The sequence below is a fragment of the Variovorax sp. DAIF25 genome (genome assembly GCF_050711835.1).
GTDB lineage: Bacteria > Pseudomonadota > Gammaproteobacteria > Burkholderiales > Burkholderiaceae_C > Variovorax.
Genome location: NZ_CP136636.1, coordinates 4,423,936 through 4,447,740, shown reverse-complemented (window position 1 = coordinate 4,447,740; position 23,805 = coordinate 4,423,936). Strand labels below are relative to the sequence as shown.

Sequence of the window (23,805 nt, the reverse complement as noted above, 5' to 3'; positions counted from 1 at the left end):
CTTCACGCGAAAGGCCGAAAGCGGCAACGGGTGTTCAGTTTTCGAGAAGACTGGCGCCGGTCCAGCGACCGTCGCGAACGAGGCTGCGCGCGGTGTCGGCGACCACCACGCGCGTGGCCAGCGCGGCCGGCGAGAGCTCGTCGTCCGACAGGCTCACGAGCAGGTTGCGCCGGCCCACGTGGGCATCGGCGATCTGCGTGAGCTCGAGGTCGTCGCGGTCGTGGCGCGCGGTGGCGGCGCCGGGCTGCACGGTGGCGCCGTAGCCGGCGCGCACCGCGTCCATCAGCAGCGCGAGGCCGTCGACCTCGGCCACGATGTTCGGCTGCACGCGCGCGCGCAGGAAGGCCGCCATCAGGGTGGCGCGCAGGCCGTGGCTGCCGCTCGGCAGGATCAGCGGCACCTCGGCCAGCTGCGAGAGCCGCACCTTGGTGCCCATGGGGCGCCTGGCCAGCGTGGGCGAGGCGACCACGAAGAGCTTCTCGGCCAGCAGCGGCGAGACGCTCCAGCGCCGCGGCGTGTCGGTCTGGAACAGCACGGCCAGGTCGAGCTGGCGCGCATGCAGCATGGTCGTGAGATGGCCCGACAGCGCCTCGACCATGTGCAGCCGCACCTCGGGATAGCGCTCCTGCATGGCGCGCATCAGCGGCACGCCGAGCACGGTGGCGGTGGTGGGCGCGAGGCCCACGCTGACATGGCCCGACAGCCGCGCCTGCTGCGCCGCGCGCACCGCGTCGTCGGCATGGCGCAGCGTGAGCTGGGCCTGCTGCAGGAAGGCCAGGCCGGCATCGGTGGGCGTGACGCCCGTGGAGCTGCGCTGCAGCAGGCGGGTGGCGAGCTCGCTCTCGAGCCGGCTGATCTGCTGGCTCAGCGCCGAGGTGACCACGCCGAGCTCGACGGCCGCGCGGCCCATGCTGCGGAGTTCGCAGACCTTGACGAAGTAGCGCAGTTGCCTCAGTTCCATGCGCGCATCATCGCGCAGGCGCCACTTCGGGCGCGCGACGGCGCAGCAGCAACCATCCGAACAGCGGGGCGGTGACGTACATCGCCACCGAATACACCGCGGCCGGCAGCGCGAGCTGGAAGCTGCCGAGCACGCTGACCGCGACGAAGATCGCCAAGGTGGAGTTGTGGATGCCGATCTCGTAGCTGATGGCGGTGGCCAGCGGCTTCTCGAGGCCCGCGGCGCGGCTCAGGTAGTAGCCCGCGAGCAGGCTCAGCACGTTGAACAGCACCACCGGCAGGCCGATCTCGGCGAAGGTGGCGGCCATGGTCTTCCACTCGTTCGCGATCGCCAGCACCGTGACCACCGCGAGCACCACGCCGCTGAAGATCTTGGTCGGCTTCTCCATGCGCGCCGCGAAGCCGGGCCGGCGCGAGGCCACGAACATGCCGATGGCCACCGGGATCAGCACGATGGCGATCACCTCGACCAGCTTGCGCGTCTGCAGCGGCACCACCTGGCCGCTCTGCGCGAAATGGTTGATGGCCCAGTTGGCGATCAGCGGCAGCGTGACGATCGACAGCAGCGTGTTGACGGCCGTGAGCGAGATGTTCATCGCCACGTTGCCGCCGAACAGGTGCGAGAACAGGTTGGCCGAGATGCCGCCGGGCGAGGCCGCGAGCAGCATGAGCCCGATCGCGAACACCGGCGAGAGCCCGAAGCCCACGATGATCGCGTAGCAGGCCAGCGGCAGGCCGATGACCTGCAGCAGCAGCGCGATGGTCACGGCCTTCGGATGCCGGAACAGGCGCCGGAAGTCGTCGAGCGAGAGCGACAGCCCGAGCCCGAACATCACGAGCGCGAGCGCGCCGAACAGGAAGCGGGTCACGATGAGCGTGGCGTCCATGGGTCTTGTCTCCTCATTCGTCGTTCTAAAAAAATGGCTGCCGGCCCCCGTCGCGCGGGTGCTGGCAGCCTGGGAAACCGGGGTCGACGCGTCTTAGTTCTTGTAGCTGTCGTCGATGCGGTCGAGCTTGCGGATCAGCGAGGGCCAGACGAACATGCCGCCGAGGCCGCCGCTTTGCACCTTCATGGCCTGGCCCACGCCTTCGATGATCTGCGGGTTCACGTGCGTGAGTTCGCTGCCGCCCGATTGGGCCGCGATCTGGATCTGGCAGGTGTTCTCGAAGGTGTACATCGAAAGGAACGCATCGGCAATGGTCTTGCCGCAGGTCAAGAGGCCGTGGTTGCGCAGCATCAGGAAATTGGCGTGGCCCATGTCGGCCTGCAGCCGCGGCTTCTCGTCGTCGCGGAAGGCCACGCCCTCGTAGTCGTGGTAGGCCAGCGAGGCCAGCACGAAGGTCGACTGCTGGCTGATCGGCAGCACGCCGTTCTTCTGCGCGCTGACCGCGATGCCGGCCTTGGTGTGCGTGTGCAGCACGCACTGGATGTCCTCGCGCGCCGCATGCACGGCGCTGTGGATCACGAAGCCGGCCGGGTTCACGGGGTAGGGCGAGTCGATGATCTTGTTGCACTGCTGGTCGACCTTGACCAGGCTCGAAGCCGTGATCTCGTCGAACATCAGGCCGTAGGGATTGATCAGGAAGTGGTGCTCGGGGCCGGGCACGCGCGCGCTGATGTGGGTGAACACGAGGTCGCTCCAGCCGTACAGCGCCACCAGGCGGTAGCAGGCGGCGAGGTCGACGCGCAACTGCCATTCCTCGGCGGAAACGAGCTTCTGGACTTCGGATTGGGTGGTGGCGTTCATGGTGTGGGTCCTTTGGAGGTATGGGTTCAGGCCGTGGCCGGCTCCTTCAGCGCCGACTTGTAGATGCTCTGCTTGGGCTGCGCCATCACGCGCCGCAGCAGCGGTTCGAATTCGGCGATCGGCAGGGTCTCGGCCTTCGGGTCGAAGGCCGGGTTGTCGTAGAGCGCGCAGAACTCGGCCGTGCGCTCGTAGTGCGGGTGGTCCTTGAAGTTGTCGCGCATGTCGCGGTCCAGGCCGATGTGGTGGAAGAAGTAGTGGCCCTGGAAGATGCCGTGGTTCTGCACCATCCAGTGGTTGGCCTCGCTCACGAAGGGCTTGAGGATCGCGGCGGCGATGTCGGGATGGTTGAAGCTGCCGAGCGTGTCGCCGATGTCGTGCAGCAGCGCGCACACCACGTACTCCTCGTCGCGGCCGTCGCGCAGCGCGCGCGTGGCGGTCTGCAGCGAGTGGGTGTAGCGGTCGACCGGAAAGCCGCCGTAGTCGCCCTCGAGGATCTGCAGGTGCTTGATCACGCGTTCGGGCAGGCCGCGCGTGAACTGCATGAATTCGCCGCCGATCAGCTGCCAGTCCTCGCGCGTGCTGTCCTGCATGCTCTTGAAGCTTGCCCGTGCATTCATCGTTGTCGTCTCCGGTGGGTCTCTCGTTCGTGGGTGAGGGCACTGTAGACCCGGGCTTGACGCTCAACTGTCAAGAATTTGACAATTGAGGCTGCTGGTAAACCCCGCCCGCGCCTGTCGCCGACTTGTCTCGCGCCATCGGCCTCCACCTTTTTCCGGCCACCGCCGCACCGCATGTCCGCTCCCGCCAAACCGCGCCTGTCCGCCCCCCATCGCGCGGCGATGGAGTCCAACCCCTGGTTCATGAGCATGCCGCGCGCGCAGCGCGAGAACCTGCTGGGCGCGGCCGAGCTGATCCACCTGCGGCGCGGCGCCATGGTGTTCCGCCAGGGCGATCCGGTGATCGCCGACGGCGGCTTCTTCGGGCTGGCCGCGGGCACCATCAAGATCTCGTCGCTGCGCCAGGACGGCCGCGAGGCGATCCTCGCGGTGCTCGAGCCCGGCAACTGGTTCGGCGAGATCACGCTGATCGATGGCTCGCCGCGCACCCACGATGCCACCGCGCTCGAGGCGCTCGACCTGCTCGTGATATCGCCGCGGTCCTTCGGGCTGCTGATGCGCGACGTGCTGTTCGCCAACGCGATCGCCGCCATGCTGGCCGCGCGCGTGCGCATGCTCTACGGCCTGGCCGAGGACGCCACGCTGCGCAGCCTGCGCGCGCGCGTCGCGCACCGCCTGCTGGTGCTGGCGCGCGGCGATGCCACGCAGTCGCAGCACACGCGCCAGCGCGTGGCGCTGCCGCAGGAAGCGCTGGCGATGATGCTCGGCGTGACGCGCCAGACGCTGTCGAAAGAGCTCAATGCGCTGGCGGGCGAGGGCGTGGTGTCGCTGGGCTACGGCCGCATCGAACTGCTGTCGCTCGATGCGCTGCAGCGCATGGTCAGCACCGGCTGAATGGTTGTCACCGGGATGCACGGGAGCGCGGCGTATAACGGCCTCCCGCCCTGCCATGTCGGCCTGGCGGACTTTCGTTCTCAAGGGGAAGGTTTCGCATCATGAGCAACACACCGACAGTCGTTCTGGTCCATGGTTTCTGGGGCGGCGCGGCGCACTGGACCCAAGTCATCCTCGAACTCTCGCGCCTGGGCCACACGGGCATCCGCGCGGTCGAGCTGCCGCTGACCTCGCTGGCCGACGACGCCGAGCGCACGCGGAGGATGGTGGCGCAGGTGCCGGGCCCGGTGCTGCTGGTGGGCCACTCGTATGGCGGCGCGGTGATCACGCAGGCGGGCGACCTGCCCAACGTGGTCGGGCTGGTCTACATCGCGGCCTTCGCGCCCGATGCGGGCGAGAGCCCCGGTGCCATCACCGAGCAGCATCCGCCGGTCGCGGTGCCCAACCTCGCGCCCGACAGCGATGGCTACCTGTGGGTCAAGCCCGAGAAGTTCCACGAGAGCTTCTGCCAGGACCTGAGCGCCGATGAGGGCCTGGTGATGGGCGTGACGCAGAAGGCGCCGCTGGCCAGCACCTTCGGCGACGCCATCACGGCGCCGGCCTGGAAGAAGAAGCCCTCGTGGTACCAGATCTCGAGCGACGACCGCATGATCGCGCCGGCCAACCAGGAGCGCATGTCGGCGCGACTCGGCGCGCGCAAGGTCATCACGCTGGCCGCGAGCCATGCCTCGCTGGCGTCGAAGCCGGTGGAGGTGGCGGCGCTGATCGACGAGGCCGCGAAGGGCTGAGGGCTGGGCTCAGGCGCAGCGCGGCTTCGCGCTGCGCCAGCCCAGCACGGCCACCGAGCAGGCAGCCGCGACGACGATCGCCACGGCCACGGCCATCACCGCGAAGAAGGCCTGGTCGAAGGCCGTGTGCGCGAGCGCCACCAGCTGCGTGCCGATCTGCGTGGGCAGCGTCTCGGCCGCGAGCAGCGCGCCGTCGATGCCGTCGCGCGCGGAGGCCGGCACCGCCAGCGTGTCGGGAATGGCCAGCGTGGCCGTGTAGGTCGACGAGAGCACGCTGCCGAGCAGCGCGATGCCGAGCACGCCGCCCAGCTCGTACGACACCTCCTCGATCGATGCGGCCATGCCCGCGTGTTCGGCCGGCGCGTTGTTCATGATCGCGTTCGAGGCCGCCGTGATGGTCGCGCCCACGCCGAGGCCCAGCAGCACCAGCACCGCGAGCTTGAGCACGCCCGTGGCATCGACGGCCAGCGCCAGCCCGCACAGCGAGAGCGCGGTGGCCAGCAGGCCGCCGAGGATCAGCGGGCGCGAGCCGGTGCGCGACAGCACCATGCCCGCGAGCGGCCCCGCCACGAAGGCGGCGAGCGGCACCGGCAGGATCGCCAGGCCGGCCTGCAGCGGCGAGAGGCCGGTCACCAGCTGCAGCCGCTGGCTGAACACCAGCTCGACGCCGATCAGCGCCACCGAGGCCACGATGGCCGCGATCACGCCGCCCGAGAAATACGGGTCGCGGAACAGCCGGAAGTCGACCAGCGGGCTCGCGCTGCGCCGCTGGCGCCGCACGAACAGCACCATGGCCAGCAGGCTCGCGGTGGCGCTGATACCCATCGCGAGGCCCGAGGGCACGGGCTTGGCGAATTCCTTGATCGCCAGCACCAGGCAGACCAGCGCCACGAACACCTGCACCGAGCCGAGGACGTCGAAGGGCTTCGGCTGCGCGGTGGCGCCCGCGCGCCGCCCCGGCAGCAGCCAGGCGCCGAGCACCAGCGCGAGCACCACCACGGGCACGTTGATGAGGAACACGGAGCCCCACCAGAAGTACTCGAGCAGCACGCCGCCGACCACCGGGCCGAACGCGGCGCCGCCCGAGGCGACCGAGGCCCAGACGCCGATGGCGACCGCGCGCTCGCGCTCGTCGGCGAAGGCGAGCCGGATGATGGCCAGCGTGGCCGGCATCATCATCGAGGCGCCCACGCCCAGCAGGCCGCGCGCCGCGATCAGCGCCGCGGGGCTGCCGGCATAGGCGGCGCACAGCGAGGCCACGCCGAAGACGATCAGGCCCGCGAGGAACATGCGCTTGTAGCCCACGCGGTCGCCGAGCGCGCCCATGCCGAGCAGGAAGCCCGACACCACCACCGTGTAGGCGTTGACGATCCAGAGCTTCTCGGACGAGGAGGCCGCGAGGTCGTGCGTGAGCGTGGGCAGCGCCGTGTAGAGCACGGTCATGTCGACCACGATCAGCAGCAGCGCCATCGAGACGATCACCAGGGTGATCCATTTTCTGAACACGGGATTCATCGCTCAGGCCTCCAGCTCCTTGAGCATCGTGACCGAGACCGGCGTGCAGCCGCGCGCCTCGAAGAAACGGTGCGCGCCCTGGTTGCCGATGCCGCTCTCGAGGAACAGGCGCGCGATGCCGCGCTGCCGCAGTTCGGCGCAGACCCAGTCGAACAGCTGGCCGCCGACGCCGGCGGACTGGAACGGCGCATCGACCACGAGGTCGTCGAGCGTGGCGAAGGCGCGCGCGGCGCGCCGGGCCTCGTCGATGGACACCAGCGCGATCGCGGCCAGCGCATCGCCGACATGCGCGGTGGCGATCAGCGAAGCGGCCGTGGCCGGCGGCAGCGCGAGCGTTTCGCGCAGTTCGGCGCGCAGCACTTCGGGCAGGTCGCGGCGCCATTCGCCGGGCGCGACGGCGCGTGCGCCCTGCAGCTCGGAATGCGAGATGTAGCGCGGGCTCAGCTGGCGCATGAACAGCGCGGCGATGGCGGCTTCCTGCGCGGGGTCGTGGCACCAGCGCAGGGTCAGGGGGGCGGTGTGGATGCGGGGCATCGCGAGACGGGAGATCGGCATACGAACGGACTTCTCTTTTCAGGGACGGGGCGAGGTCGCCTCGCCTGGACCGCCGATCTTGCTTCAATAGAATGGATGAATAAAGATGAAACCCATCTGATAAATAGATAGAAGAGGCCGTGCCATGGAATGGACCGTCGACCAGTTGCGCCAGTTCGTCACCACCGCCGACTGCGGCTCGTTCTCGGCGGCCGCGCGCCGGCTCGGCAAGGCGCAGTCGGCCGTGAGCACCGCCATCGGCCTGCTCGAGGCCGACCTCGGCGTGGCGCTGTTCGACCGCTCGCGGCGCAATGCGCAGCTGTCCGAGGCGGGGCAGGTGCTGCTGCTCGAGGCGCGCGAGCTGCTGCGCCAGGCCGAGCAGCTCGACCAGCGCGCGCGCTCGCTGCACGACGGCAGCGAGGCCGCGCTCTCGATGGCTTTCGACGAGGCGCTGCCGTACACCGCCATCGCCACGCTGTTGCGAGAGATCTCGGTGAAGTACCCGAGCCTCGAGCTCACGCTGCTCAACGGCACCGCCACCGAGGTGGCCGACTACGTGGAGCAGGAGCGCGCGAGCGTGGCCTTCCATTTCGACCGCGGCCCGGCGCGCGCCTGCTTCGAGCTGCGCCGCATCGGCAGCGTGCCGCAGGGCGTGTTCGTGGCGGTCGACCATCCGCTCGCCGATGGCCGCACCGTGCGGCGCAAGGACCTGGTCGGGCACCGGCAACTGCTGATGCATGCGGACGACGTGCACGAGGTGGCCTACAGCCCGCGCGTCTGGCGCTCCGACAGCTTCTACAGCACGGCCGAGATGGTGGCCGACAAGCTCGGGTGGGCCGTGCTGCCCGTCAACATCGCGCATTACGAGGGCTACCGCCAGGCCCTCAAGGAACTGCCGTGTCCCGCGCTGGCGCTGCCGCGGCTGTCGGTGCGCATGCTGTGGCTGCAGGGGCGGCCGCTGGGCGCCACCGCGCGATACGTGCAGCAGCGCTTCGCGGAACTGCTGCTCGACAGCACGGCCTGAGCCGCCGCGCGGCTTCGCCCCGACCTTCCTGAACCGATGCATTCCGCCCGCGGGCGGCGGCCTGCGCACGCCTATCCGGTGGCATGGCTCTTGCGAAGAAGTAGCCCGATGGGAAACTTATTCACCAAATCTGGGCAACTCCTGATACAGGATTTACCCCTGAAACGGTGGATTTCGCTTCTCAGGGAAAGCGATATGTTTCCCATTGGGAAACAAAACTAATCTTCGCGCAGCTTCACCGCCCGTGCACGAAAACGGGCAACCCACGCCGCCGCCGCCCTCGAGGCGGGCGGTCCCCGTCAGCAGAGCCATCAACCTCGCATCGGAGAGCCACCACCATGAATCACCCCGCCAATCCCGCGCTGGCCCAGGAGGGACGGTCGGCCGAGACCGACAGCTCCGAAGTCAGCCGTGTCGTGTTCGCCAGCTCGGTCGGAACCATCATCGAGTGGTACGACTTCCTGATCTACGGCACTGCCGCCGCGCTGGTCTTCAACAAGATCTTCTTTCCCGCCGACGACCCGCTGATGGGCACGCTGGCCGCCCTGGGCAGCGCGGCCGTGGGCTTCTTCGCGCGGCCCTTCGGCGGCGCGGTGTTCGGCTACTTCGGCGATCGGCTGGGCCGCAAGTCGATGCTGCTGCTGACGCTCGCGATCATGGGACTCGGCACCTTCGCCATCGGCCTGCTGCCGACCTACCAGCAGATCGGCGTCTGGGCGCCGATCCTGCTGATCGTGCTGCGCATCGTGCAGGGCATCGGCCTGGGCGGCGAGTGGGGCGGGGCGGCGCTGATGGTGCTCGAGCATGCGCCGAAGCGCCGGCGCGGGCTCTGCGGCAGCCTGGTGCAGGTCGGTTTCCCGATCGGCCTGATCCTGTCGGCCGGCGTGTACTCGATGGTGTCGACCTTGCCCGAGGAGGACTTCATGGCCTGGGGCTGGCGCGTGCCCTTCCTGCTGAGCGTGGTGCTGGTGGCGCTCGGTGCCTTCATCCGCACGCGGGTGTCGGAGTCGCCGGTGTTCCTCGAGATGAAGGCCAAGAAGGAGATCGCGCGCAACCCCTTCGCCGAGGCCGTGTTCCGCGATCCGAAGAACTTCCTGATCGCGGTGGGCCTGAAGATCTGCGAGGTCTCGTGGGTCTACATGCTCACGGTGTTCATGGTGGTCTACGCGACCAAGAACCTCGGCCTGCCCAAGGAGATGCTGCTCAACGCGATCATGGTCGCGGCGGCGATCGAGGTGGTGACGATTCCGCTGTTCGGCTGGCTGTCGGACATCATCGGCCGCCGCCCGTTCTACTTCGCGGGCACGCTCTTCACCATCGTCTTCGCGTTCCCGCTGTTCTGGCTGGTGGACACGCGCGATCCGTGGATCATCATCGCCGCGACCGCGGTGGCGCTGAGCTTCGGCCACGGCCTGATGTTCGGCCCGCAGGCCACCTACTTTCCCGAGCTCTTCGGTGCGCGCGTGCGCTACACCGGCGCCTCGTTCGGCTTCCAGGTGTCGGCCGCGCTCGGCGGCGGGCTGGCGCCGATCCTCGCCACCCTGCTGGTGGGCAAGCTCGGCGGCACCGCAGGCGTGTCGATCATGCTGATCGGCCTGGCCTGCGTGACCCTGGTGGCGGCCTTCTTCGCGCACGAGACGCGCGACGACTCGGTGCGCAACTTCTGAGCGCGGCCGCATGACCTTCGTCGTCACCGAAGCCTGCATCGCGTGCCGCTATGGCGAGTGCGTGTCGGTGTGCCCGCAGAACGCCTTCCACGAAGGACCGAACTTCGTGGTCATCGACCCGCGCGCCTGCGCCAACTGCGGCCTGTGCGAGATGGTGTGCCCGGTGCAGGCGATCCATCCCGCGGCCGACCTCGCGCCCGACCAGCGCGACTGGATCGCGCTCAATGCGCGGCTCGCTGCGCAGTGGCCGGTGGCGGCCGACACCCGGCCGCTGGCCGATGCCGACGCGCATGCCTTCGACACGGCCAAGCGCGAGCGCCTGATCCTCGAACCATGAACCCCGACGCCTTTTCATCCAGAACGAAAGACCCGCGAATGCACATGACCTTCCTGCTCTACGAGGGCATCGAGCCCGTCGACCTCGCCGCCATCGGCGTGGTCTCGATGGCGCGGCGCGTGATCCCCGAGCTCGGCTACCAGACCGTGTCCTTCGACCGCGCGCCGGTCACGCTCGCCAACGGGCTGCAGGTGCTGCCGAACAAAAGCTTCGAGGAAGTGCGCGAGGTCGACGTGCTGCTGGTGCCCGGCGGGCCCGGCTGGCGCGCCGCCTCGCAGGACGCGCGCGTGCTCGAGTTCGTGCGCCGCGTCGCGCCCGAAGCTCTGGTCTGCTCGGTCTGCACCGGCGCGATGATCCTGGCCGAGGCCGGCGTGCTCGACGGCCTGCGCGCGACCACCAAGTTCGAGGTGGTGCCGCCCGAGACCTCGCCGCTCGATGAACTGCGGCAACGCTATCCGGCGATCCGCACCGAGCCCGCGCTCGTGGTCGACAACGGCCGCGTGGTCACCGGCGGCGGCGTCACGCTGTGCATCGACGCCGTGCTGTACCTGATCGAGAAACGCTTCGGCCCCGCACCCGCGGCCGAGGTGGCCCGGATCATGGAATACGGCGCCGCGCGCGAGGCCAACCGGCTGCGCTTCGCGGGCTGAGCGCCTTCGATTTCCAAAAGTTGTCCAATGGGAAACTTCGATCTAGAATCGAATCCACCCGCTGCGGCGATGTCCCCGTCCCCCACCCATCCATTCATCCACAGGAGTCAAACACCATGTCCGCCGTCTTCAAGGAACGCCTCTCCGGCAAGCTGCAACCCACCATCGGTGGTTCCGTCTACGTCGATCCCGCCACGCTCGAATGGCGGCCCTCGCAGTTTCCGAAGATCCAGATGAAGGTGCTCTACCGCAACGACGCATCGGGCGAGATGACGGTGCTGCTCAAGTGGGAACCCGGCGCGGTGCTGCCGTTCCACAAGCATCCCGAGATCGAGCAGAGCTGGGTGCTCGAGGGTTCGTTCTCGGACCACGACGGCATCTGCCGCGCGGGCCAGTTCGTCTGGCGCCAGCCGGGCTCGCTGCACGAGACGCGCTCGGACGAGGGCTGCACCATCCTCGCGATCTATCGCAAGCCCAACGTGTTCTTCAACGCGGCGGGTTTCGAGGCCGACAAGAACTGAGTTCTTCTCGCGCGGTGCCGGCCATCCGGGCAACCGGGTGTGCCGGCAGGTAAACCGGTTCCGTTAAATTCGGAACATGGTTGCTTCAAAGAAAACCGTTCGCGCGCCCAAGCGCGCGGCGGCCCCCGCCGCTGCCGCCGTTGCAGCGGCCCCCGCCGAGGTGCCGGCCCATGTGGACCTCGGCGTGCGCCTCAAGCAGCGGCGCCTCGAGGCGGGCCTCACGCTCGCGGCGCTGGCCGAGCGGGCCGGCTTCGGCAAGGCCTATCTCTCGCGCATCGAGAGCGGCCAGAAGGTGCCGCCGATCGGCTCGCTGGCACGCATCGCGAGCGTGCTGGGCATCGAGGCCGCGAGCCTTCTCACCGACAACACGCATGCGCAGCAGAGCTGGCGCGGCGTGAGCCTGGTGCGGCATGCCGACAAGCGCCCGACCGTGATGGGCGGCAGCGCCTTCGGCTACGACTACTTCGCGCTGACCGACGCCACCACCGACCGCGCGCTGCAGCCCTTCCTGTTCACCTTCCCCGACAAGGTCGACAAGTTCGTGTTCTTCGAGCACGAGGGCGAGGAGATGATGCACGTGCTCACGGGCCGCGTGGAGTGGCAGGTCGGGGTCGACAAGTTCATCCTCGAGCCCGGCGACACGCTGCATTTCGACGCGCGCATTCCGCACCGCGGGCATGCACTCGCGGGGCCGGCCACGGCGCTGGTGGTGATCTATTCGCCCGTGGGCTACCACCCGAACCTGGCCTGAAACCTCAGCGCAGAACGCGTCCGTCGGCCGAGATGCTGATCAGGTCGATGCTGCGCACGTTGTCGCGCAGGCCCGGGCGCAGGTTGATGCGGAAGCCGCCGACGTCGTAGTCGGTCATCGCGCTCATCACGCGCTGCAGGCTCTGCGGCGTGAAGCCGCGGCCCGCGCGGCGCACCGCCTCGCCCACGGTCTTGGCCGCGATGAAGCCCTCGAGGCCCTCGTACGAAGGCGCCTGGTCGGAGTTGTCGACCGCGGCGCGGTACTCCTTGACGATCGGGATCGCCGAGGGCCGCGGCGAGGGCACGACCTGCGAGATCACGATGCCGCCGATGTCCTTGCCGAGCTCGGCGTAGAGCGGGTCGATGCCCACGATCGAGAAGGCCATGAAGCTGCCGGTGTAGCCGTTCTTGCGCAGCGTGCGGATGGCCTGGGCCGTGGTGCCCGAGAGCGACACCAGCACGATGGCCTGCGGCGAGGGCTGCTGCACGGCCTTGAGCGCATCCTCGAGTGGCTTGCCGCCGCCCGCGGGCACCATCGCGGTGGCGACCAGCGGCGGCAGCTTGAGTTCGCTCACGGCCTGCTGCACCGCCGCGAGGCCGGCGCGGCCCATCGCGTCGTCGTCGCCGACCAGCGCGATGCGGGTCTGCCCCACGGTGGCGCACTGGCGCACGATCTTCAGTGCCTCGTCGATCATGCCGGGGCGCACATGGAACACGTTGGGATGCGCGGGGCCGCGCAGGGTGTCCGAGGCCGCGAAGGGCGCGAACAGCAGGCTGCCCTGCTGGGTGGCGACCTCGGCGCCGGCATTGCTGCTGGCGGTGCCGACGAAGCCGAACAGCATGTCGGCCTTGTCGCGCGACAGCAGGGTGCGGGCGTTGGCCGCCGCGCGGCTCGCGTCGTAGCCGTCGTCGAGCTGCAGCAGCTTGAGCTGCAGGCCGCTGGCGGCATTGCGTTCGTTGAAGTCGCTCACCGCGAGCCGGCTGCCGGCCGCGAAGGCCAGGCCGATCTCGCCGGCCGTGCCGGTCAGCGGCACCGACTGGCCCAGCAGCACCACGCGGGCGCCGCCGGCCGCGGCCGCGCGGGTGGCCTGCGCGAACGCGCGCGGCCCGGCCGTGCCCAGCGCCAACAGGGCGCCCGTCTTGATCAGCCACTGTCTGCGTGCGTCGTTCATCGGACACCTTTGCTCAAAATAGTAAAAAAGTGTAGCAATTTGGATGCCCGGCGGGAAGTTTTGCGCACTGCAGAATCGCTGGCATGAACAAGATCGCTGTGCTGGCACTGGGATGTGCCGTGGTGGCCGGTTGCACCGACCTGGCCCGGAACAGGGCGCCACAGGCGCAGGAGGCCGGCTTCTCGCAGGGCGGGACCGGGACGCCGACGCTGGAGATCGCCGCGCCGCCCACGATCGCGCCCCCGCCCATGGCCGATCCCACACCGGCACGGCGGCCAGCGCCGGTGTCCGACGCGCGCGTGCTGCAGCGCTCGATCCCGGGCTATCCCTCGCAACTGGCCGAGCAGGGCGTGGCGGGCACGGTGGTCGCGGCCTTCGACGTGAACCCCGAGGGGCGCGCCGACCGGATCCGGATCGTCAGCTCGCCGCATCCGCTGCTGTCGCAGGTGGTGACGAAGTCGCTCGAAGCCTGGCGCTTCGAGCCGGCGCGCGACGCGAACGGCCAGGGCCTGCGCAGCGCGATGCGGCTGCCGTTCCGCTTCGTGGTCGAGGACTGACGCAGGGCGCGCTCAGGCGCGCTCGAACACCAGGTCCCAGACCCCGTGGCCCAGCTTGAGGCCGCGGTTCTCGAACTTGGTCAGCGGCCGGTAATCGGGCTTGGGCGCGTAGTCGGCGGCGGTGTTGCGCAGCAGCGGCTCGGCCGACAGCACCTCGAGCATCTGCTCGGCATAGGGCTGCCAGTCGGTGGCGCAATGGATGTAGCCGCCGGGGCGCAGGTGCTGCGCGAGCTTGGTCACGAACTCGGCCTGGATCAGCCGGCGCTTGTTGTGGCGCTTCTTGTGCCAGGGATCGGGAAAGAACACGTGCACGCCGGCCAGCGTGGCGGGCTGCAGCATGTGGTCGAGCACCTCGACGGCATCGTGCGCGCAGATGCGGATGTTCGGGATGCTCTGCTCGCCGATGCGCTTGAGCAGCGCGCCCACGCCGGGCTCGTGCACCTCGCAGCAGAGGAAGTTGGTGTCGGGCCGCACGGTCGCGATGTGGGCCGTGGCCTCGCCCATGCCGAAGCCGATCTCGAGCACGGTCGGCGCCTCGCGGCCGAAGGCCGCCGCCAGGTCCAGCGTTTCCTCGCGGTAGGGCAGCAGGTACAGCGGGCCCAGCTCGGCGAAGGCGCGTGCCTGGCCGTCGGTGGTGCGGCCGCCGCGCTTCACGAAGCTCTTGAGGCGGCGGTGCAGCGGATGGGGCGTGGTGCTGTCGCCTGCGTCGTCGTCGGCGGGCGGAAGGTCGTGGGACACGGTGTCGGGAGAGGTCATTGCGGCCGCGAATTGTAGAGAGCGCGCCATGCGGGCACCCAGCCGGCCAGCGCCTCGGCGCACGAAGCACCCGCGGCCGGGCCCAGGCCGAGCACGCGCGCCGCGGCATCGAGCGCGGCGCGCGCGGCCTCGGGCGTCGCGGTGTCGAAGGCCGCCGCGCCGTTCTGCTTCGAGAGCTTGTGGCCGTCGGCGCCGCGCACCAGCGGCGTGTGCAGGTAGCGCGGCGTCGGCAGGCCGAGCGCGCGCTGCAGCAGGATCTGGCGCGCCGTGTTGTCGGCCAGGTCCTCGCCGCGCACCACGTCGCTCACGCCCTGGTCGGCATCGTCGACCACCACCGCGAGCTGGTAGGCCCAGGGGCCGTCGGCACGGCGCAGCACGAAGTCGCCGACCTCGCGGCCCACGTCCTGGCTTTGCGCGCCGAGGCGGCGATCGGTCCAGTGGAGTTCGCCCGGCGCCGCGGCCTCGAACTTCTGCGTGGCGAAGCGCCAGGCGCGCGCGGGCTTGCCATGCAGGCCGTCGCGGCAGGTGCCGGGGTAGACGCGCTCGCCATGGCGCTCGTGCTGCTGGCCCAGCCGCGCGAGCGCGGCGTCGATGTCCTTGCGCGAGCAGCCGCAGGGGTAGGCGAGGCCGCGTTCGCGCAGGCGCGCCAGCGCGGCCTCGTAGCGCGCGGTGCGCGCGGTCTGCCACACGGGTTCCTCGTCGGGGATCAGCGCGCAGTCGGCCAGCTGGCGCAAGATGCACTCGCCCATGCCCGGCAGGCAGCGCTCGGTGTCGGCATCCTCGATGCGCACCAGCCAGCGCGCCTGCGGTCCACGCGCGCGCACGTCGAGCCAGCTCGCGAGCGCGGCGACCAGCGAGCCCGCGTGCAGCGGGCCGGTGGGCGAGGGAGCGAAGCGGCCGACGGGAGGCATGAAAAAACGGCAAGGGGCCGCGGCCGGCCCCGGAACGGGAACTACAGCGCCGCGAGCGCGAGCGACAGGCCCGAGACGAAGGCGTCCTCGACGCGGTGGCCGATGCACCAGTCGCCGGCCACGCCGATGCGCGCCTTGGCGTCCCACAAGTGGCTCTGGCCCACCGGCACCTGGGTCTGGGCCTCGGTCCAGCACAGCGCCTGCGCATGGGCCGGCGTGGCATGGATGCCGGTGATCTCGGAGAAGGCGCGCAGCAGCTTGGCCTCGATGCGCGGCGCGTCGTCGCGCAGGTGTTCCTGCGACCAGGTGGCGCTGGCCTGCAGGGTCCAGCGCTCGATGCGTTCGCGGCCGGGCTTGGACGATTCGCGCGCCAGCCAGGCCACGCGGTGGTGCGTGCTGCGCGCGGCATTCCATTGCGGGCCGAGGTGCGACATGGTCGGCTGGTTGGCCTGCGGGAAGGCGATCATCAGCGTCCAGCACGGCGCGATGCGCACCGGCTCGACCTGGCGGCTGATGGTCCGGGACAGCTTGCCGTCCTCGAGCAGCGCGCGGGCGCGCGAAGGCGGCACCGCGAGCAGCACCGCGTCGAAGCCCGAGTACACGCGCTGCGAGTCGCCGGCACCGGCGGTGCGCAGCTGCCAGCGCGCGGCATCGAGCGCGTCGGGCTCGATGCGCGTGACCTGCGTGCCGGTGACCAGGCTGTCGCCCAGCGGCCGGGCCCATTGCGCCACCAGCGAGTCCATGCCGGGCTGGGCCACCCAGTGCGATTCGAGCGAGGGCAGCGCGGCCTCGGCCACGCGGCCATGGGCATCGAGCACGCGCACGAGGTTGGCGCTCCAGCGCCGGCACAGGCCGGGCACGGTCTCGAGCGCCTGCGCGAAGCGCGCATCGCGCACGGTGAAGTACTGCGCGCCGCTGTCGAAGCGGCCGAAGGCGGTGTCGACGCTGGCCATGCGGCCGCCCGCCCCGTCGCCGCGCTCGAACAGCGTGACGCGGTGGCCGGCCTGCGCCAGCGTGCGCGCGCAGGCCACGCCGGCCATGCCGGCGCCGACGACGGCGTAGTGGCGCGGCGCGGCGGCGGAGGCCGTGTCGGGGGCTGTGTCGGGGGAGGGGGCCGGGGTTCGGTGGCGGTCTGCCTTGGCGCGAGGACGAGTGGTCATTGCTGGACCCTTTTCTTGTGACGAGGTGAAGACGGTTGGATGCTGCGCCGACTCTAACCCGGTCTTCGCGCGCGCCGCAGCCACCCTGGGGCAAACGACGATGCGCGCCTCGCGGGCATCAGCGGCCGCGATGGCGTTCGAGCAGCGCGAGCCGCGTGCCCTCGTGCTCGAACTGCGCGAGCCACCATTCGAGCGCGCGCCCGGGCTTGCCGGCCGCGCGCACGCGCCAGGCGCAGTGCATGGTGCCCAGCGGCGGCTGGCGCTCGGTGCGGCGCTCCACCAGGTGACCGGCCTCGATGTAGGGCCGCGCCATCGGCTCGGGCAGGAAGCCGCCGCCCAGGCCGTGCAGCTGCGCCGCGAGCTTGGCCTGCATGGTCGGCACCGTCAGCACGTCCTGCCCGCCGACCAGGTTGACCGTGAGGCCGGGACTGCTGCGCGCCGAGTCGGCCGCGGCCACGGCGCGGTACTGGCGCAGCACCGCGTCGCTCAGGGGCTCCTCGAGCCGCGCGAGCGGATGGTGCGGCGCCATCGCATAGACGAAGCGCAAGGTGCCCAGCGGCCGGCTGCGCAGGCCGGTGGCGGTCAGGGCCAGGCTGGCGGCATCGAGCACCGCGCCGATCGCGAGGTCGGCCTCGCCGCTGGTCAGCGCCTCGATGGTGCCGAGCAGGGTCTCGTCGCGCAGCTTCAGGCGGGTCGGCGGCTCGAGCGCGAAGAAGGCGGTGGCGAGGTCGAGCAGCGGATCGCGCGCGATCACGCTGTCGACCGCGATCGTGAGCATCGGCTCCCAGCCGGTGGCCACGCGCTTCACGCGGTTGGCCACGGCGTCGATCTCGCCGAGCAGCCGCGCCGCCTCGCGCAGCAGTTCGGCGCCGGCCTCGGTCAATTTCGCCTGCCGTGCGCTGCGGTCGAACAAGAGCACGTCGAGCGCGTCCTCGATCTGGCGCACGCGGTAGCTCAGCGCGCTGGGCACCAGGTCGAGCGCGCGCGCCGCCGCGGCGAAGCTGCCGGTGTGGGCCACGGTCTGCAGCATGGCGAGCGCATCGGGGGTCAGCACGTCGCGGGGGCTGGGCATGGTCGCGGCTCCATCGTTCAAAAAATTTGAATGATGCCATCAAAGCGCGGCGCTTTTCCCTCGGGGGCGCGGGCCTAAAGTTCTTCCCATCCGCTGCGCATCCGGCGCGGCATACGAAGAAGGCCGAAGGTTTCCCCCACGGGGCCCGGCCCAAGGAGTCCGACGATGTTGCAAGTCCGTAAATCCCAGGAACGCGGTTATGCCGACCACGGCTGGCTGCGGTCGTTCCACAGCTTTTCCTTTGCCAACTACTACGACCCGGCCCACATGGGCTTCGGCAACCTGCGCGTGATCAACGAGGACCGCGTGGCCGCCGGTGCCGGCTTCGGCACCCATGGCCACAAGGACATGGAGATCATCAGCTACGTGCTCTCGGGCGAGCTGGCGCACAAGGACAGCATGGGCAACGTGGAGTCGATCCCGCCCGGCGACGTGCAGCGCATGAGCGCCGGCCGCGGCGTGATGCACAGCGAGTTCAACCACAAGGCCGACGAGACCACGCACTTCCTGCAGATCTGGATCCAGCCCAACGTGCGCGGCATCGAGCCGGGCTACGAGCAGAAGCAGTTCAGCAACGCCGAGAAGCGCGGCAAGCTGCGTCTCGTGGCTTCGCCCGACGGCAGCGACGGCTCGGTGACAGTGCATGCCGATGCGCGCCTCTTCGCGGGTCTGCTCGACGGCGAAGAGCAGGCCAGCCTAGTGCTCGACCCGACGCGAAAGAGCTATGTGCACCTGGTGCGCGGCGAGCTCGAAGTGAATGGCCAGAAGCTCCTGGGCGGCGACGCCGCGATGCTCGAAGGCGAATCGCAACTGACGCTGGCCGCCGGCAAGGACGCCGAGGTGCTGGTGTTCGACCTGGCCGCCTGAGCGGTGTAGAAGGGGAGGCGCCCCGTCCGCGGGGCGCGTCTTCCTGCTCACCCTCCTTGTTTTTCCCCGTTTCCCATCCACAACCACAGAGGAGTTCCCAGCAATGACCACCACCACCGCAACCCCCAACGGCGCGCAGGACACGCTCGCGCTGATCGGCCGCATCCTGATCGCCTACCTGTTCATCCCGGCCGGCATCGGCAAGCTCATGGGCTTCGGCGGCACCGTGGGCTACATCACCTCGGCCGGCCTGCCGCTGCCCGAGGTGGCGGCCGCGGTCGCGATCGTCATCGAACTCGGCCTGGGCATCGCGCTGCTGCTGGGCTTCAAGACCCGCTGGACCGCGATCGTCATGGCCATCTTCACCGTCGTGACCGCGCTGTTCTTCCACAAGTACTGGGCCGTGCCCGACGCGATGAAGATGATGCAGCAGATCAACTTCAACAAGAACATGGCCATCGCCGGCGGCCTGCTCGCCTTCGCCGCCTTCGGTCCCGGCCGCTTCAGCATCGACAAGCGCTGATCCCCGCATCCATTTCCATCGCAAGGAGCAACCGAACATGGCCAACATCGTCATCGTCTTCCATTCCGGCTACGGCCATACCCAGCGCGTGGCGCAGGCCGTGGCCGACGGCGCCGGCGCGCAACTGCTCGCCATCGACGCCGACGGCAACCTGCCCGAGGGCGGCTGGGAAACCCTGGCCGCGGCCGACGCGATCATCTTCGGCTCGCCCACCTACATGGGCGGCGTGAGCTGGCAGTTCAAGAAATTCGCCGATGCATCGTCGAAGGTCTGGTACACGCAGGGCTGGAAGGACAAGCTGTTCGCCGGCTTCACCAACAGCGCCACCATCAACGGCGACAAGGTCACGACCATGACCTACCTGTGGACGCTCGCGATGCAGCACAGCGGCATCTGGGTCAGCATGGGCATCCTGCCGACCAACAACAAGGCCGCCACGCGCGATTCGACCAACTACATCGGCGGCTACGGCGGCCTGCTGACGCAGTCGCCCTCGGACGCGAGCCCGGCCGAGATTCCCCGCGGTGACCTCGACACCGCGCGGTCTTTCGGCGAGCGCGTGGCCGCGGTGGCAAGATCGCGCGGCTGACCACCGCCTGCGCGGGCCGCCCCGGCCCGGGGCACCCACGGAGAGAACACGATGACCGACGCCACCCCCACCACCCGTTTGCTGCAACCGCATGACAAGGACCTGGGGGGCGGCTTCAACGTGCGGCGCCTGCTGCCCGCGGCCGTGCGCCGCTCGGTCGGCCCCTTCGTGTTCTTCGACCATTTCGGCCCGGCCACCGAGCAGCCGGGCAACTCGCACGACGTGCGCCCGCATCCGCACATCGGCCTGGCCACCGTCACCTACCTGTTCGAGGGCGCGATGATGCACCGCGACAGCATCGGCAGCGTGCAGGAGATCCTGCCGGGCGCCATCAACTGGATGACCTCGGGCCGCGGCATCGTGCACTCCGAGCGCAAGCCCGAGCGCCTGCTGGCCGAGACCTTCGTCAATCACGGCCTGCAGCTGTGGGCCGCGCTGCCGCAGGCCCATGAAGAGGTCGAGCCCAGCTTCGAGCACACCGCCTCCGACGCCATTCCTGCCCTGTTCGAGCAGGGCGTGGGCGTGCGCGTGCTGGTGGGCGAGGCCTTCGGCGTGCGCTCGCCGGTCACGACCTTCTCGCAGACCGTCTACCTCGACATCGCCCTGCCGGCCGGCGCGAGCTTCGCGCTGCCCGCGCTGGCGCCCGAGCTCGCGGTCTACCCGATCGATGGCGACGTCGGCATCGACGGCGTCGTGGCACCGATGCACACGATGGCGGTGCTGGCCGACGGGCAGGGCGCCAACCTCACGGCACCCGTGACCGCGCCGGTGCGGTTGGTGGTGATCGGCGGCGAGCCGCTCGACGGTCCGCGCTACATCACCTGGAATTTCGTCTCGAGCCGGCGCGAACGCATCCTGCAGGCCGGCGAGGACTGGGCCGCGCAGCGCATGGGCCACGTGCCCGGCGAGACCGAGTTCATCCCGCTGCCGGGCAAGCCCTTCGGAGTGCGCGAGCCCGACACGGGCAGCACGCCCACCTGAGCGCGTTGCGCGGCTACAGCGCGAGCTTGTAGCCCTCGTGGCTCGCCACGAAGCCCAGCCGCTCGTAGAAGCGATGGGCATCGGGCCGGCGCTTGTCGGTCGTGAGCTGCACCAGGGTGCAGCCCCGCTCGCGGCAGCGCGCGATCGCCCACTCGAACATCCGCTGGCCCAGCCCCGCATCGCGCCGCTGCGCCGCGATGCGCACGGCCTCGATCTGGCCGCGCCATGCGCCCTGGCGCGCGATGCCCGGAATGAACGAGAGCTGCAGCGTGCCGACCACCGCCTCGCCCTCGGTCACCACCACGAGCTGCTGGTTCGCATCGGCCGCGATGGCCTCGAAGGCGGCGACGTAGCGCGCATCGACGGCATCGGGTGAAGCACCCGCGGCCTCGCGTTCGCGGCCCAGCGGATCGTCGGCGAGCAGGGCGACGATGGCGGCCAGGTCGGCGCGCGTCGCGGTTCTGAAAACTATTGGGTTCACTTGTGAAACTCTGTTGCATCGTTCGCGCGCCAGGCGGCGCGAAATGCCATCGTCCGATAGTAAAGTGCGCCCGCCGCGGGGGAGGGAACACCGGCCTCGCGACCCACAACCACAACGACGTTGAAGAAAGCGAGCGAGGCGAGATGGCCATTCAGAAGACGCCGGAAACGGCACCGGGCGAGTACGGCGACCTGTTCGAATTCCTGATGAAGGAACTCAAGCTGTTCCAGCGCAAGCTGCTGGTGATGCTCAAGCACGTGAAGACCGGCGAGTCGCAGATCTACAAGCAGGCCTGGTACGACTTCCACCTCAAGGACCGCCTGACCGCGCTGCTCAAGGCCGAGGACTATGCGGCGGTCGCGCAGCTGCCGATCAACAAGGCCGGCCAGACCGGCATCTACATCGAGACGCGCTACGTGAAGTCGGGCGAGGTGGTGGGCTTCCAGCTGGTGGAGGCGCGGCCGCACGAGGGCGGCCGCTACGTGGGGCTCACGCCGGCTGCGGTCTACACCGAGGCCGACGGGCGCCGCGTGCTGGCCTTCGCCGAAGGCCTCTAACTACTTGCCCAGCGTCACCGCTTCGGCCGGTGGCGCACCGTCGGGCGCATCGGGCAGCAACTGCGACTTGCGCCGCGAGCCGCGCCAGGCCGAGTAGCCCACGCCGATCAGCAACAGCACGCACAGCCCGATGAAGGTGCCGCTGATCGGGCGCGTGATGAACACCGACATGTCGCCGCGCGAGAGCAGCAGCGCGCGGCGGAAGTTCTCCTCCACCATCGGCCCGAGCACGAAGCCCAGCAGGATCGGCGCGACCGAGAACTCGAGCGACATCAGCAGCGCGCCGATGATGCCGAACACCAGCACCTCCCAGATCTGGAACAGGCTGTTCTGCGTGCTGAACACGCCCACCGCGATGAAGAACATCGCCGCCGGGAACAGGTACTTGTAGGGCACCTTCAGCAGCTTCACCCAGACCCCGATCAGCGGCACGTTGAGCACCACCAGGATCACGTTGCCGATCCAGAAGCTGGCGATCAGGCCCCAGAAGATGTCCGGGTGCTCGGTGATCAGCTGCGGGCCGGGCTGGATGCCCTGGATCAGCAGCGCACCGAGGATCAGCGCCATCACCGCGTCGCCCGGGATGCCCAGGCTCATGGTCGGGATGAAGTCGACCTGCGTCTTCGAATGCGCCGAGGCCTCGGGCCCGGCCACGCCTTCGATCATGCCGGTGCCGAAGGCCGCGGGCGTCTTCGACACCTTGCGCTCGAGCGCATAGGCGATGAAGGTGGTGATGGTCGGGCCGGTGCCCGGCATCGCGCCGAAGATCGTGCCCACGATGGTGCCGCGGATCATGGCGGGGAAGGCGCGCTTGAGCTCCTCCTTGCTCGGGCGCATGTCGCTGAGCTTGAGCGTGCCGGTGTCGCCGATGCTCTTCATGCGGTTCACGTTGAGCAGGAAGTCGGCCACGCCGAACAGGCCCATCGAGATCGCGACCAGCTCGAGGCCGTCGCTGAGCTCGGGCAGGTCGAAGGCGAAGCGGAAGCTGCCGCTGTTGACGTCGGTGCCGACCACGCCGCACAGCAGGCCGAACACCGTCATCGCCACGCCCTTGAGCGCCGAGCCGCGCGACATGGTCGAGCCCGCGAGCAGGCCCAGCATCATGATCGAGAAGATCTCGGTCGGGCCGAACTTGAACGCGATCTGCACCAGCAGCGGCGAGGCGAAGATCATCACCACGATGCCCACCGAGGCGGCGAAGAACGAGGAGATCATCGTCACGCCGAGCGCCACGCCACCCTTGCCCTGCTTGGTCATCGGATAGCCGTCGAGGCAGGTCACCGCGTGCGGCGGGTGCGAGGGCATGTTCATCAGGATGGCGCCGATCGCGCCGCCGTACTGCGAACCGTAGAAGATGCCGGCCAGCATCAGGATGGCGGGCACCGGGTGCATCACGTAGGTGAGCGGCAGCAGGATCGAGATGGCCTGCAGCGCGCCCATGCCGGGCAGCACGCCGATGAGATTGCCCACCAGCACGCCGAAGAAGGACCAGAGCAGGTTGGAGCCCTGGAACGCGACGCCGAAACCGAACCAGAGGTCGTGGAGCGATTGTCCGATCATGGTCTCAGCCTCCCCACTGGAACAGCGGCAACTGCAGGCTCAGCGCCCACCAGAACACCACCACCGCGATGGCCATCATCGCGAGCGCGAGCAGCAGCGCTTCGCGCAGCGTGTTGTCGCGGTCGCCGAGCGCCGAGATGAACACGATCGCGAAGGTCGCGGGCAGCAGCCCGCCGTACTCGCCGAGCAGCAGGAAGGCCAGGATGCCCAGCACGATGCAGACGCAGCCGCGCAGGTCGGGCAGGCCGGCGGGATGGCCGTGCGAGACGGCGGCCTCGGGCGCCGGTTGCTGGCCGCGCGCCGAGATCACCATCAAGAGGCCGATGAAGGCCAGCAGCAGCCCGAGCGCGACCGGGAAGAAGCCCGGTCCCATGTGCGCGAGTTCGCCGACGCGGTAGCCGTAGCCGGCATAGGCGGCGGCCAGTCCGACGATCACCATCAAGGCTCCGCCGTAATAGTCTTTCTTGAATTTCGATGGGGCGCGCGATGCCTGCGAGGCCGCGCCACCACCCGTGCTGTGCTGCATATGTCTCCTTCGGGCTGAAGCAATGCAGTCTAGGAAGCGGGCCTTTCAATCCCCTTTCGCAACACGCTTGCAAGGGCCTTCGAGGCCC

Annotated in this window: 28 protein-coding genes; 14 read left to right on the top strand and 14 right to left on the bottom strand. The window is 69.6% G+C overall.

Going from position 1 to position 23,805, the window contains the following annotated elements; genetic code table 11:
- Positions 1 to 34: 34 nt before the first annotated feature.
- The 4 genes from R0232_RS20625 to R0232_RS20610 all read right to left on the bottom strand — a co-directional run bounded on the left by R0232_RS20625 (position 35) and on the right by R0232_RS20610 (position 3,325).
- The gene (locus R0232_RS20625; protein WP_057597474.1) at positions 35 to 961 is read right to left on the bottom strand and encodes a LysR family transcriptional regulator; all 927 of its coding nucleotides are present in this window, start codon (positions 959 to 961) and stop codon (positions 35 to 37) included.
- Positions 962 to 968: 7 nt separating this feature from the next.
- Positions 969 to 1,847: a bile acid:sodium symporter family protein gene (locus tag R0232_RS20620; RefSeq protein WP_431509234.1), complete on the bottom strand. Its 879-nt coding sequence runs from the start codon at positions 1,845 to 1,847 to the stop codon at positions 969 to 971.
- A gap of 93 nt (positions 1,848 to 1,940) precedes the next feature.
- Positions 1,941 to 2,708 (bottom strand): class II aldolase/adducin family protein, encoded by a 768-nt coding sequence (locus R0232_RS20615; RefSeq protein ID WP_093344395.1) that lies wholly within the window; start codon positions 2,706 to 2,708, stop codon positions 1,941 to 1,943.
- Between the two features lie 26 nt (positions 2,709 to 2,734).
- A complete protein-coding gene (locus R0232_RS20610; protein WP_431509233.1) occupies positions 2,735 to 3,325 on the bottom strand; it encodes an HD domain-containing protein in 591 nt (196 codons plus the stop codon).
- Between the two features lie 174 nt (positions 3,326 to 3,499).
- Between R0232_RS20610 and R0232_RS20605 the strand changes: the two genes are divergently transcribed.
- Together R0232_RS20605 and R0232_RS20600 are read left to right on the top strand one after the other, a co-directional pair.
- Positions 3,500 to 4,219 (top strand): Crp/Fnr family transcriptional regulator, encoded by a 720-nt coding sequence (locus tag R0232_RS20605; RefSeq protein WP_431509232.1) that lies wholly within the window; start codon positions 3,500 to 3,502, stop codon positions 4,217 to 4,219.
- Between the two features lie 101 nt (positions 4,220 to 4,320).
- Complete coding sequence (locus tag R0232_RS20600) at positions 4,321 to 5,007, top strand: alpha/beta hydrolase (protein ID WP_208512827.1); 687 nt, start codon at positions 4,321 to 4,323, stop codon at positions 5,005 to 5,007.
- Positions 5,008 to 5,016: 9 nt separating this feature from the next.
- Here R0232_RS20600 and R0232_RS20595 read toward each other — a convergent pair whose 3' ends face one another.
- Together R0232_RS20595 and R0232_RS20590 are read right to left on the bottom strand one after the other, a co-directional pair.
- Positions 5,017 to 6,522, bottom strand: a complete 1,506-nt coding sequence (locus R0232_RS20595) for an MFS transporter (protein ID WP_431509231.1) — start codon at positions 6,520 to 6,522, stop codon at positions 5,017 to 5,019.
- 3 nt (positions 6,523 to 6,525) lie between these two features.
- Positions 6,526 to 7,077: a GNAT family N-acetyltransferase gene (locus R0232_RS20590; RefSeq protein WP_431509230.1), complete on the bottom strand. Its 552-nt coding sequence runs from the start codon at positions 7,075 to 7,077 to the stop codon at positions 6,526 to 6,528.
- A 124-nt stretch (positions 7,078 to 7,201) separates the two neighbouring features.
- On the opposite strand from R0232_RS20590, the gene R0232_RS20585 reads away from it, so the two are divergent.
- From R0232_RS20585 to R0232_RS20560, 6 genes are all read left to right on the top strand, one after another.
- The gene (locus R0232_RS20585) at positions 7,202 to 8,080 is read left to right on the top strand and encodes a LysR family transcriptional regulator (protein ID WP_093344386.1); all 879 of its coding nucleotides are present in this window, start codon (positions 7,202 to 7,204) and stop codon (positions 8,078 to 8,080) included.
- A gap of 338 nt (positions 8,081 to 8,418) precedes the next feature.
- A complete protein-coding gene (locus R0232_RS20580; protein WP_093344384.1) occupies positions 8,419 to 9,747 on the top strand; it encodes an MFS transporter in 1,329 nt (442 codons plus the stop codon).
- Between the two features lie 10 nt (positions 9,748 to 9,757).
- On the top strand, positions 9,758 to 10,084 hold the full coding sequence (locus R0232_RS20575; protein ID WP_093344382.1) for a ferredoxin family protein: 327 nt from the start codon (positions 9,758 to 9,760) through the stop codon (positions 10,082 to 10,084).
- Positions 10,085 to 10,122: 38 nt separating this feature from the next.
- Positions 10,123 to 10,734, top strand: coding sequence for a DJ-1/PfpI family protein (locus tag R0232_RS20570; protein ID WP_431509229.1), 612 nt, complete (start codon positions 10,123 to 10,125; stop codon positions 10,732 to 10,734).
- 116 nt (positions 10,735 to 10,850) lie between these two features.
- The gene (locus R0232_RS20565) at positions 10,851 to 11,255 is read left to right on the top strand and encodes a cupin domain-containing protein (protein ID WP_057597523.1); all 405 of its coding nucleotides are present in this window, start codon (positions 10,851 to 10,853) and stop codon (positions 11,253 to 11,255) included.
- 76 nt (positions 11,256 to 11,331) lie between these two features.
- Positions 11,332 to 12,006, top strand: a complete 675-nt coding sequence (locus R0232_RS20560; protein WP_431509228.1) for a helix-turn-helix domain-containing protein — start codon at positions 11,332 to 11,334, stop codon at positions 12,004 to 12,006.
- A 4-nt stretch (positions 12,007 to 12,010) separates the two neighbouring features.
- Here R0232_RS20560 and R0232_RS20555 read toward each other — a convergent pair whose 3' ends face one another.
- Complete coding sequence (locus R0232_RS20555; RefSeq protein ID WP_431509227.1) at positions 12,011 to 13,177, bottom strand: ABC transporter substrate-binding protein; 1,167 nt, start codon at positions 13,175 to 13,177, stop codon at positions 12,011 to 12,013.
- Positions 13,178 to 13,260: 83 nt separating this feature from the next.
- On the opposite strand from R0232_RS20555, the gene R0232_RS20550 reads away from it, so the two are divergent.
- Positions 13,261 to 13,734: an energy transducer TonB gene (locus tag R0232_RS20550; RefSeq protein WP_431509226.1), complete on the top strand. Its 474-nt coding sequence runs from the start codon at positions 13,261 to 13,263 to the stop codon at positions 13,732 to 13,734.
- Positions 13,735 to 13,746: 12 nt separating this feature from the next.
- Here R0232_RS20550 and trmB read toward each other — a convergent pair whose 3' ends face one another.
- From trmB to R0232_RS20530, 4 genes are all read right to left on the bottom strand, one after another.
- Positions 13,747 to 14,490, bottom strand: a complete 744-nt coding sequence (gene trmB / locus R0232_RS20545; protein WP_208512821.1) for a tRNA (guanosine(46)-N7)-methyltransferase TrmB — start codon at positions 14,488 to 14,490, stop codon at positions 13,747 to 13,749.
- A complete protein-coding gene (gene gluQRS, locus R0232_RS20540; RefSeq protein WP_431509225.1) occupies positions 14,487 to 15,401 on the bottom strand; it encodes a tRNA glutamyl-Q(34) synthetase GluQRS in 915 nt (304 codons plus the stop codon). The genes trmB and gluQRS overlap by 4 nt, the downstream gene beginning before the upstream one ends.
- 41 nt (positions 15,402 to 15,442) lie before the next feature.
- Positions 15,443 to 16,561, bottom strand: a complete 1,119-nt coding sequence (locus R0232_RS20535) for an NAD(P)/FAD-dependent oxidoreductase (RefSeq protein WP_431509224.1) — start codon at positions 16,559 to 16,561, stop codon at positions 15,443 to 15,445.
- 118 nt (positions 16,562 to 16,679) lie between these two features.
- Positions 16,680 to 17,633 carry a LysR family transcriptional regulator gene (locus R0232_RS20530; RefSeq protein WP_093344364.1) on the bottom strand — a complete coding sequence of 318 codons (954 nt, stop codon included), beginning with the start codon at positions 17,631 to 17,633 and terminating at the stop codon, positions 16,680 to 16,682.
- 165 nt (positions 17,634 to 17,798) lie between these two features.
- On the opposite strand from R0232_RS20530, the gene R0232_RS20525 reads away from it, so the two are divergent.
- The 4 genes from R0232_RS20525 (at position 17,799) to R0232_RS20510 (ending at position 20,593) form a co-directional block, all read left to right on the top strand.
- Positions 17,799 to 18,500 (top strand): pirin family protein, encoded by a 702-nt coding sequence (locus R0232_RS20525; protein WP_296785230.1) that lies wholly within the window; start codon positions 17,799 to 17,801, stop codon positions 18,498 to 18,500.
- A 103-nt stretch (positions 18,501 to 18,603) separates the two neighbouring features.
- Positions 18,604 to 19,023 (top strand): DoxX family protein, encoded by a 420-nt coding sequence (locus R0232_RS20520; RefSeq protein ID WP_093344361.1) that lies wholly within the window; start codon positions 18,604 to 18,606, stop codon positions 19,021 to 19,023.
- Between the two features lie 37 nt (positions 19,024 to 19,060).
- The gene (locus R0232_RS20515; protein WP_208512818.1) at positions 19,061 to 19,612 is read left to right on the top strand and encodes a flavodoxin family protein; all 552 of its coding nucleotides are present in this window, start codon (positions 19,061 to 19,063) and stop codon (positions 19,610 to 19,612) included.
- A gap of 51 nt (positions 19,613 to 19,663) precedes the next feature.
- Entirely contained in the window at positions 19,664 to 20,593 is a 930-nt protein-coding gene (locus R0232_RS20510; protein ID WP_093344357.1) for a pirin family protein, read from the top strand.
- Between the two features lie 13 nt (positions 20,594 to 20,606).
- On the opposite strand, the gene R0232_RS20505 is transcribed toward R0232_RS20510, so the two are convergent.
- Complete coding sequence (locus R0232_RS20505) at positions 20,607 to 21,074, bottom strand: N-acetyltransferase family protein (protein ID WP_431509223.1); 468 nt, start codon at positions 21,072 to 21,074, stop codon at positions 20,607 to 20,609.
- Positions 21,075 to 21,217: 143 nt separating this feature from the next.
- On the opposite strand from R0232_RS20505, the gene R0232_RS20500 reads away from it, so the two are divergent.
- Positions 21,218 to 21,631: a hypothetical protein gene (locus tag R0232_RS20500; RefSeq protein ID WP_208512817.1), complete on the top strand. Its 414-nt coding sequence runs from the start codon at positions 21,218 to 21,220 to the stop codon at positions 21,629 to 21,631.
- Here R0232_RS20500 and R0232_RS20495 read toward each other — a convergent pair whose 3' ends face one another.
- Positions 21,632 to 23,191 carry a tripartite tricarboxylate transporter permease gene (locus R0232_RS20495; protein ID WP_296785243.1) on the bottom strand — a complete coding sequence of 520 codons (1,560 nt, stop codon included), beginning with the start codon at positions 23,189 to 23,191 and terminating at the stop codon, positions 21,632 to 21,634.
- Between the two features lie 4 nt (positions 23,192 to 23,195).
- Positions 23,196 to 23,717: a tripartite tricarboxylate transporter TctB family protein gene (locus R0232_RS20490; RefSeq protein ID WP_371268817.1), complete on the bottom strand. Its 522-nt coding sequence runs from the start codon at positions 23,715 to 23,717 to the stop codon at positions 23,196 to 23,198.
- Between the last annotated feature and the right edge of the window lie 88 nt (positions 23,718 to 23,805).